Origin of the sequence: Rickettsia canadensis str. McKiel, from assembly GCF_000014345.1 — a bacterium.
GTDB lineage: Bacteria > Pseudomonadota > Alphaproteobacteria > Rickettsiales > Rickettsiaceae > Rickettsia > Rickettsia canadensis.
This window is the reverse complement of sequence record NC_009879.1, coordinates 114795-131152: the sequence shown is the minus strand read 5'-3', so window position 1 is coordinate 131152 and position 16358 is coordinate 114795. Positions and strand designations below refer to the sequence as shown.

Below are 16358 nucleotides of genomic sequence, written 5' to 3'. Positions count from 1 at the left end.
AACATCTTTTTTACCTGTTTAAATAGGTAAAACTTTGCCTTTGGTATGATTATAAATACACAAAGCAAGTACAACAGGAAATAACACGCATATCCATAGGATCGGCTCTTGTTAGAATAATCGACGTGTTTCAAGTACAATACCTGTCATAACGGCCTGATCCAAATATTTTAGCTGCTTTGCACGCATATTGCCTGACTCAAGATCTGGTACTACTAATATTTTCTGAAACTGAAGAGCTAATACCTTTTGCTTCTACAATGCAAGCGGTCCATCAACTATAGCATTCGTGATCTGTCCGCAATCTGCCATTTTTGATAAAGCAGCAATATCAATGGTTGTAGGCATTGCAGAAGTCACCGTCTCAACTGCTATAATACTGCTACTCTAAACTTTTCTTTATCTTCTTTGATCATATGCGTTAAATCAATAGAATTCTGTACTATATCACGCTTATCTTCTAGAGTAGGACAAATATTAATAGGCAGTATCGGTAATATCAACGGCTTTGAAAAAGTAGCGACTGCGATTAGGAAAGCATGACTTATACAGCATTAGGTACACAGACCACTTTCTTTATGAACTACTGTAGACACAGCTCATCATTATGCAAGGATTCTTTCATGAGAGCTGCCTCTTTTCTTTGCAAGTTCTAAGGCTTTTTTGCTGCTTCATCGTAACTATGCTCAACATTAATTACTTGATAATCGTCAAGATCAACATTATTAACTTCTGCTTCTATTTTATGTTGAGGTCCAATTAAAACTAGTTTTATTACATTAAATTTGTGCTGCTCTAACTGAACCGAGTAATGATTCTTTATTGATCGGATGCACTACTGCAGTTTTACAGGCTTAAAGCCATCGGCTCTAAGTAATAGATCGATGAAATGCTTTGCTGATTCTCTGTCAAAATCAGGATCGTTAATTTCTTTTCGAGGAGTGTAATTAGTACCTAATTTCTTAGCTAGAATCACATCTAAAAAAGTCTCATTAAATGCGGTGAAACATTATTATATGTTGTTTCTCTATAAACCAATAGGAAATTTTCGCAACAGTGTATATACGTTGCACTTAAAAATTTGGCTTTATAAGATCTGCGGTGTGCTGAACGTTTAATTGATACTCACCTTATATTATACTCCTTGCTCTTTTTCAAATTAAACTTCATCTACTATTTTTTATTTATCCCAATTTTCTAAAATTAAATTTTAGGTATACACTTAAATTCTTCTATATTATTAGTGATGAAAGTTGTATTCCCAGCTAGAATATTACTTACAATAAGTAAGTCATTACTCACTATTATTGTTCCTTTCTTCTCTAAGATACTTCTCAATTTGCCATAGTAAAATGCACTCTTTGCAGAGAAACTTATTACTTCAACTTTATTTTAAAAAGCGTCTAAGTTAATTTGTTTTTTATTCTGATTACTTGCATTAGATACTCCATATTGGAGCTAATACTATAGAAGGAATAACTACAGAATTATTTTTTCAACTATTTTAAGCTTTTGTAAGTAAGTTATAAGTTTTTTATCCATTACTTAAATATAAACGTTTGTATCTAACATGTAAATCATTTAAATAATTCCCAGTTTCGTTGTTGTAGTGGCAAATCCTTTCTTCCTTCAGGGAAAAATCACCTCTGTAGGTTTTATTGCATCAAATACTTTCTCCTATGTTTTTAATATTGGCTGTAATACTGTTCCTAAAAGAATGATGCTTACTTCTTGAGCTAAAAAACAAAATTCCTTAGGTCATCTTACTGCTTGACTTTGACCATTCATAAATATCTTTGCTTTATTCATAATAATACATTATAATATTATTACAGCACAAACAAAAATCCTATATTTTTACTACTTCATATTTCTCAAATGATCTTCTAATTTTCTTAGTTTTCTGCCTTTATTTACTATAGGTTTTACATAGGTTTGCATTTTTGCATTTTCCCTATATTTATTAATCTGATTGATCTGAGCATTTACTTCATCGGTAATAACTTGCTTTCTATCCTCTATTTTATTTAGTACTTCAGTACTATATTCGTAATTGTTAACATTAGCATTAAAGTTATTAATCTCTTCTGTAATCTTTTTGTCTATTTCAGCTCCCCCGTCAGTATCTTTGAACTTTTGTGCTATTAATACCGGCATTTCTTCGAGCTTGATATCATCTCTTTTGAAATGATCTTTAAGCTCTTTATAAGTTTGTTCTAAATTTTCCTGGGCTTTCTCGTGCATAATATCATAATACTCTTGACGACGAATATATCGATCTTCATCTATAAATTGTACATATTTTCTATGAGCGTTATCTATCATATCCCGCATCTGAGAATCAGTAGCTTTCTCACGCATAAATCTGTCACCCATCATGACCGGATCATCTTCCTCGGATAACCTACTACGTACCTCATGAATTAGCTTTCTTTGAGCTAATTCTTGATAATATTCCACATCACTCTGTCTACCTGTTTGCTCTAGTCTTGCTAGATATTCCGGTGATAACACATCTGCTTGAGCAGCTAGCGTTTCCTTATTAATATGCATTTGAAGCTCTTGAAATTCTCGTACTTTTTCTTCATCTTTTAATTTTTCACTATAAGTTCTCAGTCTTGGATCGTTATATTCAAAATCATGCCATTCAGCACTAGTTAGATTACCCTCATAAGCATCACGTAAATCTTTACCAACTATTGCAGTTAAAGCAGCTCTTGTTATTCCTGTATAACCAGCATATATTTTTTCACCTATACCTACACGTTTTTGTTCTTTTAAAGCCCTCTTAGATTTAACCCGATGCTGCATCTCTTGCCAACTTCTTAATACTCCTATATTCTTACCAAATAAACCTATTCCTCGCCCTGACATATCTTGATGAGCATCTTTATAAGCTTTTTGATAATCTCTAGTAAAGTTTGCATCACTAGCTAGTTCACGTAAGTTAGCATCTTTTAATAACTTATCAAGCTCAGTTTTTTGTTCTTTACTTAAAGAGTCGTAATCTTTCACTCCATATTTATTTTCAGCAATTTTATCTCGAAGCTGAGTAAATTTCATTTGTGATAGTTCTTTCGCTTTTAATTCATTCCCTTTAGGTAAATTCTCTAATAATCCTGAAATACTGTTTTCATAATCCGTAATAGCATTCATTTTTACATCTTTAGAATCTATACCGTATTTCCTCTTAACTTCATTTTGTACGGCTTTGTTAGCAGCAGAACCAAGGGCTTGATTTTCAAGTCTTCTCATCATCATATTTTCAAATTTCGCGGCAAAAAACATACTTGTTTCCTCCAACTTTGCACTTACACGGGTAGTTACAGGTGCACTTAATGTCTTAGCCACATAATTTAGTGGTCTATTCATTTGCTTCGTTGCAAGTGATGCAGATTGCTGATTAACTTTTTGTATGTCTGTTAAATTACCCGAAGTACCGGCAATAAATGCTGCTGTCGATATAGCAATATCATTAAATTTACTTAGTAAATAAATAGACACAAAAATCAATAATATCCCGTCAAGTTGGACAAATTTCCCATTTATAAAATTACTAATTCTTTTTGCATCTTTAACTAAATCTAAAAACGGTAACTCAATATAGCGTTCATCTATACACTCATACGCAGCGCAATGCTTACCGTCATCTCTTATATGATCTTCAGGAACTAATATCTTTGCTTTGTGGAAATTATTTATACCCCCTTTCATTGGTACGGGGAACCACCAATAAAATATTGAATTACCAAGACTTGGATCTATATCCTCAAGGAAACTACCAAATATTTCATTTATCGGACCTAAATTAGGAAAATCATGTTTACATACTGCAAAACCAAGCGTTGAATATATTTCGGTTCTGATGATCATTGAAATAAAAGCAATACCAGCGAATAAGATTAGAGGTTGTATTGCATATGATATTAATTGCCTTAACCAATTCTCAAATAACGAACGAGTGATATTAAACAACATGAAGCAAATAAATATCGGTCCCATAGTTATAATCATACCGATAATTATAAGAGCAGTTAGATAGATAATAGTAGCTTTAAATATAAGCAAGAAAATAAAATACAGAGCTATAAAATATAGAATGATGTATATAAAGCCAAGCCAATCAACAAACAGTAAAGAAAATAATTTAGATAAAGTTTGAGGAGCAATAAGTAACCCAAGCAAGGTTTGAGAACCTGGCCCGTTAGCAGAAGCCTCATTAATTATTTGCAGTATTTGCTGAACTCCATCAATAAAAAATACAAATAAATAATCATGAAAAAATGTCCAAGCTTTATCCGTACTTAATAATATTGAGACTATACTAACTTTTAATATTCTAATTATAAGTTCAACATGAGTAAGGTTTATATTACCTATTAAAAAGGAAAAGCCCGTAAACATTATATATAGAGTTAAAATAGCCGAGACACTCATTCTATAACCAGAAGTATCAATTATTTGTGTATAAACTTTTCTTACAATGCCGTGATCTTGATCACTAGTACCAAATAATACTTTTTTTATCAAATTCGTTAAAAATTGTAATGGGTCAGGTCTAGTATCACTAATTCCAGACTTTATCACTAATCTATATTGCCCACTATTATCATTATAAAATTTATCTATAATCTTAAAATAAAGAGGACATTGAGCATATTTTGACTTATCCTCACCTTTATATTGATAATTTATACCGCCGGCTTTTAAAAATTGTCCTGTACTACTAATACTATAAAATGCATAATCGTTATTTGGAGGCGGTTCTCCTAAATGCTGAGTTATACCTTGCGGTTTACGCTGTGAATCGGGCGAAATATTAGGATCGGTATTTTTAGCGGCAATAAGAAAATAAAGTCCTACACCGTTTGTCATGATACATGGAGCATTATAAATAGCAGCATCATTTTGATTTATAGGACTAGGTCTACACATATCATTATCTATAAAAAGACACGGTTGTAGCTTAACGCACAAAGCAGCCAAAGTAGTTGTATCATTTTTTTGACCATACCATGGACACCATGCAGATAACTGACCTGAAGTATTTTTATCGCCAAGTATATAACTCCACGGTCTTACCATAACGGTTAAAGGATAACCGTTTACTTTATAAGCACTATTACGCCATGGTGCTACCTGATCTCCTTCCTGTCTTGAAGTAATCTCTTCCAAATCATATCTAGAAGAGATATTAAATTTGATAAAACCGAAATCATCAGGGTCAATGCAAGTATCACCGGTACAACTGGAAAGCAACAATAGCGATATTAATAATGTAATAAAAATATTTTTGTTCATTTCAAGTTATTTCATCATGCTGTGACTTGATCACAACATCTTTAAAGACAGTTATTTTTAATTTTTATAATAGATACCGCAATCAAGAGTCGCGGTATGACAATTTATTTACTTTCTCACCTCTTCCTCTTTTTTTCTGTCATTACGCTCGGCAAGGAATTTATTTGTATACTCACCACCTCCTTCGGGTTTTCTAGCTTTATAATTTTGATCAATTATCTTGTCTTTGAAAACTCTAGCTGGAACTATTGTAGTCTTTTTAATTGGTTTTGTTACCGAATCTATATCATGCATAATGGCTCCCACAGGATCAGAACGTTCTTGATAATTTCCTGATATTCGTGCTGGTGTAACATTTGTAAGCATTCCGACTACTACATTTACAAAAGTTACTAAACCATATGACATCAGACAATATGAATAAAATAATAAAGCCGTAGTAAATAATACTAAGAAAGTATTAGCATTGTTCGTTAAAATATTCGAGCTACTAATTTCCGGAACATCTGGTACAAAGAAAGGTATTCCGGGTAAGAACGGCAATGTAAAAGAGAAATTGATCGGAATACCGAGATGTGTTAAATCAAGCCCTATTTTTATTGGTATAAGAGTATCCCAACAGGCTCTAACTACTACTTTTAAAAGCTGTTCAGATAAAACCTGATCTATCAATAAAAAGAAAATTAATAATATTGTCGGCTGCACTACATAGCTAAGCAATATTGATATCCAGTTATCAAATAAACTCTTAGTTTTTTCAAATAACATTAATATTATGAAAAACGGTGCTAATGAAATCATAACAGTTACCCCTACGAATGCAATAACATAGCCTATTATAACTTCTAAAATAGCTCTAAAATAAGTGATAAGAGAATAAATGGTTATAACAGAGATAAATGCTAAACCATTATGTATTTGCAATAATTCAATAAATAGTAGTCCCCAAATCCTACCGTTAGTATATTTATCAAATATAGGATCAATAAAACCAAAAATATTAGATCTAGAGCTTGTAGCACCTACTACGTTAGTTACAAAAAAATCAATAGCGTTAGTAAATACACTAAAAAAATATGTATTAAAGAAATCCCAACTTTCTTCTCTAAGTAAAAAAGCTACTATAGCTATTTTGCATATACGTGTTATTACTTCTACAGCAGTTAATTTTAATGCTCCAGCAACAAACATTAGGCCAAATATAGTAACATAAAGGGTTAATGCAGCTTTAGCTATATTCTGCACTGCAGAATTTTTCACTAACTTAATATAAAAGTTTTGACTAAAAGTTCTAAACTGATCGGTAATAGGTTTAATAACACCGTAATATACTATATCAGAAAACCAAGTTGTACCAGTATAATTAGCATAATTTACACTAACTACCCCTTGTATATTACTATTAGGATTTACCACCCTTAACCATAAATATCCATCTTGCAGTGCATCAGTCGCAAAGTTATAATCTACCGGCATACCGCGAACAGATGAATCAGGTAACGTACCATTTGGTGTAATTAAATATTCTAACTTTATATTTTGGTGATCACCCGGACTAATTGAATTTGTCCCGTTACCTATTTCCACAATCATCACATAACGACCGAAATATAAAAAATTAGCTGACCAATCATTCTTATTTATATCATTTACAAACCTATTATAATCACCAGAATAATTTCGGCTCCAATCACTCATTAAAACTGACTTATCAAACATTCCAGTAGACGACCAATCACTAGTAAAATCCATAGTACCGCCGCTAGTTGCTTGATAATATATAAAACTACTGTGAGTACTGCCTGAATTTACAAAACGCTGATCTCGTCCCTTAATAACCTGCCGGCCTACTTTAATTATCATCCCTCTACCTTGATCGTAATAGCAAGCGGGACTAGTATCTATACCAGCATTAGCAGGACAAGAATTAATTAAGCCCATAAAATGCTCTACTGCTCCTGTTCTCATAGGCTTACCAACTATTACTCCGTTATCGGTATTTTTATATTTTGTAGCAGTGCCTGTGCCTCTACATACACTTGTTCTTGACGCATCTATCATATTACACACCTGCTCTGCAGATAAGTAAATTATTCTATTATCAAAGTTGCCAAGGTTACTTTGAGTATAAAGTGCAGAAGCAGCGAATACTGAACTATCAAGTTCCTGTGTTAAAATATTATCTACAGTATTAGGAAGTTTTGGAGTATTAGGGCTAAAAAATTTATCTTTACTAACTAAACTAATATTTACTACATCGCCAGCATTAACTTGAATTCTCGAATGACCGTTAGAATAGTTAAAATACTTAACAGAATCAGACATTTTAGTAAATGAAAGTGCATCAAGATCTTTATCAGGCGGTATAGCACCGTTATTTCCTGTAACAAAACGAGGAAATCCTAAAGCTTCAAATTGTAATTTAGTATAATTATAAGTTTTAATGAAAACTTGCGGCGTACTAAACCTTGGATCAATTCTATATAATACTAGATATTTTCTAGGCTCAGGAGTAATACCTGAAGTAGACCAATTTATTTTTAATAATTTACCTTTCTTAACAGCATTACCTGTTGACTGCCACGTTCCAGCTGTAGATAAACTAATGCCTATATTACCCTCTTGAAAACTTGTAAATTCAGGCACTTCTAAACAACCGAATAAGCTTTTTAACCCACTAAAACTGGTTGACATCCATGAAAAAGTATCAACAGCTTTAGCTGGTACGGTCATAAATAAAACTAATACAACTAAACTCTTAAGAATTTTCATCATATTATATTATTTCAGTGTTTCAGGTTTAGGCGGTTCTTCATTTGTCTTTTCACCTCCTTCTTGCGGCGTATGTTTTCTGTTTTTCTCAGCTTGATCTAATGTTTTATTGCGTTGTTTCAATCGTGATTCCGCTCTGCCAGTAATACCTTTTCTTGTCTCGGCATCCATTCCTACTTGACTCAACGTTTTCTGTTCTGCAACATTATACATTGCTTCGCCCATACCAGTAGCTGAAGGTCCGGCAGCACTAGTTAATTTTACTACCATACGTCCTGAAAATTCGACGTAACCGTACATACCATAAGCAATAATAACTAAAGCTACGATATTTTGCATATTCACTCCCATCATACCTGACATATAATCCATCCCCCAAGGGGCAAACCAATTAATACAGAAGATCGGTACATTCAATAATGCAATAGGTAAAATAGTCCCGATAAATGGAATTTTTATCGGTAAAGCACATTTCCAACAAACACTATAACCTAAAACAAAATCTAGATAAATGGTAAATAGCTGTGTTAGTACTATAATACCCGCCATCATAATTACCGGTTCTATCATATAGCGGATTGTAAACCTTACCCAATTATCAAATAAATACCTAGTAAAATCAAATAATAAGAAACTAATAAATAAAGGGGCTATACCGATTAATATACAAGTTACCATAAATGCCATAATATAAACGGCCATAGCTCTAAGTGCTGTAACAATTACTATACCAAGCGCAATAAAAGTAATTATAAAATATATAATACCGCTCAGCCCAAGAGAAAGAAGTGCAAGTAATTGAGCAATAAATGTTTGACTAAAAAATATTTTACTCATTACTGCATCTAAAAACATAAAAGGATTAGAAATAGTATTAGTAGAAGTAAACAAACTATACCCACTCATATTAGCAATAATTGCATCTGAAAAACCGGTAATTACATCAAAAAGATAGCTATTAAAAAACTCAAAAGTATTACCGTTTATAAGTCCGCTAACTACTCCAATTTTTGCTATTCTAATTACTAGCTCTTTTTGGTTTATCTTAGTAAAGCCGAGCAAGAACATTGCTCCGTAAGTCATCACATACAGAATTAAAATCGCTTTAATATAAGTAAAAAAATTAGTACAGGACGAGCTATCACTAGCTTTATAACATACCATATTTCTAAAAATAGAAGTAGCAGCCCCTTGCACTTTAGTTTTAAATAACTGAAGTAATGGATTCATTACTTTAACAGTAAAACTTCCTACTTTTAAGAATGTTGAGAAATGTACTTTATAGTTACCATCACTATCTTTATAATCATTAGAATCGTTTAGAATTCTCATCCATATATAACCATCTCCATTTGCAATAATGTTAGCTTTACCATCACTATCAACGTTAATTCCTTGAGGTGAATAAGATTTACCGCTAGTATTCGGGTTTTCTGAACCAGCTACTATTATGTATTGCACTCGTCCCCGATCATTAAAAGTATCATTAAAACTATTACCGTTCTCTCTATAACATTTAGTCTGTTTAATATTTAGAACATATCCACCCGTATTCTTACTAGCATCTTGTGAGGTGGGAGACCAAAGTCTATATTGTAAATAACTTTTTTCAATATTGCTGTTAAAAGGTATATTATATATAACTTTATATATATATTTACCGTCTTTATCTTTATATTCAGGCAGTTGATCTGAATCTGCAACAAACTTAGCAAATTCTAGATTAGAAGGCAAAGCTTGACTTACAGAACCCGTATCATTCATTTGATATATTAATCCAGTTGGTCCTTTACCTCCTTTACCATCCGCTGTATACCAAAATCTCCGATGCTTTTGAAAATCTCCATCGTTACATATTCCTGAAGTACAATGTACACCTCCAATATAATCTTTATCTTTAGGACTACGATTAGAGACAACATCAGGACATTTACCATTCGGTAAAATATTAGCATTATTGGAACATTGAAGATTTGAATAATCAATAAATAAATTACCCAAATTATCTGACCAACTAAAGGTAAAACTACCATCGTCTTTATAAGATTCTGGCATTGTGCCATAGTGATTTATCCAAGCAGGTAGGGAGTCACATACCAAACTAAGACAACAATGAGAAGCTGCATTAGCAGAATCACATACCCACTTAGCAACTGCTTCTTGATAAATACATCCAAAAACACAATGACATGGTTCCCTATGCTGATTACCTTGCCAATAATTTTGTTTCAATTCACAAGCATTAACATATTGACCAGAATAAAAAGAATATTTTCCACAAATCGGCTCATAAGAAGTTTTGCCTTGTGAACAATCTGTCGTGACCGCAGTACCTTTAAAGGCATCATTAACTGTTGCCTCTGTACCGATAAAATTAGGAGATATGGAAACTAAAACTCTATCATTGGCGTATAATTCGGCAATATTACGCCACTCACTATTTTTGGCATCCATTATTAGAGAGATAGGAGGAATATTTGAATCGGTGACACGAGGGATCGGAATCATTTTACCGTTATCATCTAAATTAGATCCAGGTCCAGTACGTTGGACATTATCTTGTGGTATATAAGCTAAACACAAACTAACCTGACCGACGACTTGTAAATTCACCGATTGGCTATTTTCTACTAGCACCTTAGTATTTAACCATTCACCGTAACGAGTAGGATCAGGAATAAGCCGAGTTGTACCGTCGGACAGCATCTTAGAAGTGTATACATAATTAGCATTAGCATTAAGGGTTATAGTATCAGTTATTGAATCTCTACCACCTTTACCGTCTGCGTCATATCTCATGTAGCAGCCGTTACCGATTTTTACTGCTCCTATCATACCAAGTGCTGCAAAAATAAAGCAAACTAACGTTGCTACTATAGCGAGTACTCCTAAAACTTTTAACAAGTTACTCTGCATATTCTATCATTTACCTCTACTTGTCGATAAAGCATCTTTGGCATTATCACTACTTCTTCCGTGTGAACCAAGTGTATCATCACTTTGCACCCTACCTTTACGTCTACTTCCTCCACTCAGCTTATGTCCTACCAGTGGCTTGCCTTGTGAAGCTATAGCAGCATCCTTAAGGAACGCAGCTCCTTTCTTTACTAAATCAACTATTTTAGTTGAACGTGCATTTACTGCGTCCATATTAGGACCGTTAGTTAAATCAGCAGCAAAACGCCCTATAGATTTAGAGAAATAATAAAAAATAACTGAAAATACTAATACATACAAAAGTTCCGCTAAAATAGACACAACATCTCTAACAATTGATTTTATTGGGAAAAGTATCAATAAATGCTCTTCCCAACCTTCACCTGCATAATATTGTAACATTTTATATCCAAAACTTTCCTGACATTTGTCTGCAGCACTAATAGGGAGCCTTAATTCAAAAGTACTAAATCTAATATCTCCTTTTTCATAATCATGTCTAAGGAATTCACAATTTTTAAATATTGCGGAATCATACATAGTTATTAATAAAGCTATAAAACCTGCTATTACTGACGGCTGCAATGTACATGAAATACATACTTTTAACCACCCATCAAAATAAGCTTTTGTACGAGTAAATAGAGCCATAGGAATGAATATAGGAGAAACATATGTCATAACGTAAATAGTAACCATGCAAACTAAATAATGCGTAATAAAATATAAAAGTATAGATAAAAATATTACAGAAAATACTAAACCTGCTGCAAATATAATGACGTTGCCAGCCATAAAAAATCCAAACATAACTGTAAAAAACCTCAGTGATCCTGCTTTACTTAAATCATTTGGACTATTTTTATCCGGATTACCAAGGTTAGGTATCTTCTCATTATTACCACTGGGACCATTGCCGACCGAACGCCCTAAAACTCGATTCTTATCTATATTATAAAGTAAATCCAAACCAAGATAATAACCTATACGGCAATCAATAGCGTCCCATAAACCGTAAAATTTATAACCGTCCTTATACTTTGAATTATCAAACTGACATAATCCTCTAGCACCTGCTGCATTAAAGATCATCTGTGCAAAGTCTGGTGCTGCTCCCGTCAAAAGAGGTAGTCCGTATTTTAACATACCGTTTTCTTTTGTCGGCTGACCGCTGCTAAAATCTAAAGGTCCAAGACCGATAGAAAAATAAGCAACAAATAAGAATTTTATTATAAAAAGAGCTATTTTTTCAGTACTTGCATATTCTTTATTTAGAGCCATATTAAAGGCAAAAAACATAATATAGAGAATTAGTGCTGCACCTATAGTTCTCTTTAAATAACCTTGAAACGTAGAAAAAGCGGCAAGATTAGTTATTCTAGAATTTTGATCTTGAGAACTACAGCTATTTCCAACAAAAAATATTTTATTAAGTGTTTCACTCAAACACTGAACTGCAAGACCGGAAAAATTAATTAACGATTGACTATAACTTGCTCCCGTATAACAATTTTTACCTATATTACAATTTTCATAATCAGACGGATTAGGCGGCGGATTAGCACTTAAAGATTTACATGCTACCGGCATCGGACCCCTTGATGTAGGCATAATTAAACATAAATCATTATCCAATTTTTTAACCGTTAAAACGATATTCTGTAATACAGGATTTGCTCCAAGATCAGGATTATTATCAGTACTTAAATCACTAATCTTCTTAGAATCACCTTCATTTAAAGTATACATGGTACAAGGACTACTACTACCTTCTATATTTTTAAAACAAAACGTTATACCAGGCACAGCTGAGTCACAATTACCTCTCGGATCTTTCATATCAATATTACGAATTATATAGCCATATGCTGTATCTGTTTCTAAATATTTGTCTGAAGTAGCCGGTAAACTAGAACATGATTCCCCAAAACCTGCAAAGCTAGCTAAGCTTACAGACGCTATACAAACCATAATAAATATCTTTAAGGTTTTAAGAGTTTTCATTAGAACTATTATCTTTTTTTTCTGTTACTACACCGTTTTTTACTAACTCATCCCATACTTTTTCGGCATTTGCACGTCGTTCTGATATTTCTTCACCTTGCTGGTCTCTTATTCTTCCTCCTCCACTTGCTACTAATTCATTCCATGCTTTCTCTACTTCTGCACGTTTATCCCGAATCTCTGCATTTTCCCGTATCTGCTTTACTCCTGTCGGATTATCATGTTCCTTCAAGTTAAAACTATAATCAATTACTCCTGAACCCTTACTTGCATTATCAACTTTTTCTTGTAAAGGCGGAGTATTATCGATCTCTTTTTTACTTTCTTGATTATTATCACTTATGATTTTTCCAGCACTTTCAGATTTAATATTACTTTGTGGTTCAGATATAGAAATAGCACTTCTAATACTAGAAGGAAGTGATACAACTTCTGGAGAAGCAGGAGTAGTAGTAACAACATCCGATCTTGCTTCACTACTTACAGTTTTTGGGCTAGCAGTGGCTACAGAAGACAAAGTTGTCTGCATTACCTTAGGTGCCGACACACCTCCGCTTGCAGCAACATTATCCCTTACTCCACCACCTAAACCACCTGCTAAATCACTTACTCCTGAACCCTTACTTGCATTATCAACTTTTTCTTGTAAAGGCGGAGTATTATCGATCTCTTTTTTACTTTCTTGATTATTATCACTTATGATTTTTCCAGCACTTTCAGATTTAATATTACTTTGTGGTTCAGATATAGAAATAGCACTTCTAATACTAGAAGGAAGTGATACAACTTCTGGAGAAGCAGGAGTAGTAGTAACAACATCCGATCTTGCTTCACTACTTACAGTTTTTGGGCTAGCAGTGGCTACAGAAGACAAAGTTGTCTGCATTACCTTAGGTGCCGACACACCTCCGCTTGCAGCAACATTATCCCTTACTCCGCCACCTAAACCACCTGCTAAATCACTTACACCTCCTCTCCTACTTGCTACCTGATCTAGACCCTTAGTTGCAGCACCCGCAACAGTAGCAGATAATGCCATAGCTGCCTTAAATATTGCTTGCGGCTTTATAGCAACATTATTCAGAGCTACTCCTTCCGTCATATCTGCAGCAAATTCAGCCAGTTGACTACTAACATGATACATCAAGTACAATGTAAAACATGCCGTAACTAACGCAAGCAAAATATTTTTAATTTTCTCAAAAACGACTTTTGGTGACATAAAAAACATCCCTGGACCTAAAATCACTCCCGATAAAAATTGAAATTTGGCAAGAAATTTATCGGTAGAGGTATCGCCCGATTTACTACCGACAATTTCACTTACACTATTTTTTGTAAAATTAAATGCTGTGGTAATAGGGTTATTTAACATATAACCTAAACTATTTTGACAACTTTCCACATCCTCATCAGTAGGATATTGTGACTTATCATTCCAATCATTATTAATATAAAATATCAAAACATCACGACTTGAAGTACTGCCCTGTGCAAGATTTTCTATACTATTGTGAATTAACTTGCTCTTATATTGACATTTACCGTAGAAACCATAATCATATACCGAAAACATCGTGATCATAAAAGTAACTACCACCATAGGCTGTAGCAAGAACGAAATCATTAGTTTAACCCAGCTATCAAAATAATTTCTTGTATACGTGAATAAAAACATTGGTACAAAAAGAGGAGCTAAAATACCGAGTATTACTATAGATATCATACACATAATCGTTGCATTAACCATAAATGCAGCAACCGAAATCACAAGTAACGGATAAGCAAGAGCGAGTGACACTAACATCATATTACCGGAGATTATCGCTGGAATTAACAAATAAATATATGGCGGTGCACTAAAACTAAAGAAATCAAAATTTAAAAAATCATGGCTTCGATAAGCATTTTCGACAAGTAACGTAGATAATATATCAAGCCCTAAATAATGAGCTACCCTACAATCTAATGCATCCCATAATGCAATATAGGAAACACTGCCATCATAGGAAATACCAGGACCGTTAAATTTACATAAATTAGACGGAGCAGCATTCATAACCCAACTTGCTAAAGCATTTATACCGTCAAGTAAGAAAGGAAACGCCCACTGAATCATACCATCTAGCCGGTCATACGGAGAACCACTACCAGGGGTTATATTAATTCCTATTGAAAAATAAGTCACGAATATCATTTTCAATATAAAATTTATATACTCACTTTTTGGTGGTACTTCACCTGCAAGTAATAGTTTAAAACCAAAAAACATAACATATAAAGTTAAGAAAGCTGCAACTATTTTATACATTCTTACTTGAAACTGAAATAATGCACTATCTTGCCTTGAAGCAAGATTAATCACTTGACTTACATTATCAAAACTACAAACATCTTTACTAATTAGTAACCTAGCAATCATTTGCCTTATACATTCTATAAGAGGAGAGGTCATGACTACTGCAGTTTTTGAAGCATTATAAGCTTTTTGATAACATCCTCCACCTGCACTACTGCATGAAACTAGGGCTAAAGGATCTGTAGGAGTTTTATTTGTATTCTCAATCAAATCCTTATCTCCTACATCCATAAAACTATTATACATGGATTTCGGAAACGGCTCTTTCATATATTTACAACCGACAGGAACATCTCCTGTAAACCCCTTTGTTGAGACACATATTCTATCTTTATCTTGAATAACTTTCCAATATATTACAGGGAAACCGACATCAAAGGCAAAACCATCATCACCTGGCTTACCGCTATATGGAACATAATAATCCTTTTTATTATTTTTCCATGCTTCTTTTATATCGTCCCAAGGATCGCTCCCTGTTAATACAGCTTTAGCAATAGCAAGTGCTGATTTTGCTACAGCCTCTGCTCGAGCTACAATTAATTTAGCATTACTACATAAAGCAAAACGTAATTCCGGCTTGTTAGGATCAATTCTGTTTTCACGAGTACATTGACCTCCAGGGAAATACCCAAAATCATCATGCTCATTCTTACTAAATAAATCGTTATCGTTTATTTTAAGCTTTAAAAATGTATTCATGTATAAAACGGGAGAAACAAGATTCATTACTGCAAAAGTAAAGAACGGGGCAACAATACATGTATGAGAGAATTCACTACGCAATAAATCACCGACTCCTTGAGTTTCACAAGTTAAGCCGCTTAAAACATCTATAATGCTATCAAGAGTATCTTTGGCATGAGTTTTAGTGACTAGTCCTAAATTTATGACAAAGCTTATTACTAATGTTATAATTATACTACGAGGAAATAATTGCATAACTAGTTACTTGCCTCGTGTATCGTAAGACTGTCATACCGTG

Annotated in this window: 5 protein-coding genes and 1 pseudogene; all 6 read right to left on the bottom strand. The window is 33.4% G+C overall.

Annotated features, from left to right (window positions below):
- Positions 1-18: 18 nt before the first annotated feature.
- The 6 genes and pseudogenes from A1E_RS06035 to A1E_RS00480 all read right to left on the bottom strand — a co-directional run bounded on the left by A1E_RS06035 (position 19) and on the right by A1E_RS00480 (position 16315).
- Positions 19-976: pseudogene (locus A1E_RS06035) on the bottom strand (bifunctional enoyl-CoA hydratase/phosphate acetyltransferase).
- A gap of 884 nt (positions 977-1860) precedes the next feature.
- Positions 1861-5301, bottom strand: coding sequence for a TrbL/VirB6 family protein (locus A1E_RS00500; RefSeq protein ID WP_012148256.1), 3441 nt, complete (start codon positions 5299-5301; stop codon positions 1861-1863).
- A 108-nt stretch (positions 5302-5409) separates the two neighbouring features.
- Positions 5410-8073: a TrbL/VirB6 family protein gene (locus tag A1E_RS00495; RefSeq protein WP_041405217.1), complete on the bottom strand. Its 2664-nt coding sequence runs from the start codon at positions 8071-8073 to the stop codon at positions 5410-5412.
- Between the two features lie 9 nt (positions 8074-8082).
- Positions 8083-10989, bottom strand: coding sequence for a TrbL/VirB6 family protein (locus tag A1E_RS00490; RefSeq protein ID WP_012148254.1), 2907 nt, complete (start codon positions 10987-10989; stop codon positions 8083-8085).
- 6 nt (positions 10990-10995) lie between these two features.
- Complete coding sequence (locus A1E_RS00485) at positions 10996-13014, bottom strand: TrbL/VirB6 family protein (protein ID WP_012148253.1); 2019 nt, start codon at positions 13012-13014, stop codon at positions 10996-10998.
- Positions 13001-16315, bottom strand: a complete 3315-nt coding sequence (locus tag A1E_RS00480; protein ID WP_012148252.1) for a TrbL/VirB6 family protein — start codon at positions 16313-16315, stop codon at positions 13001-13003. Before A1E_RS00480 ends, A1E_RS00485 begins: the two co-directional genes overlap by 14 nt.
- Positions 16316-16358 lie beyond the last annotated feature (43 nt).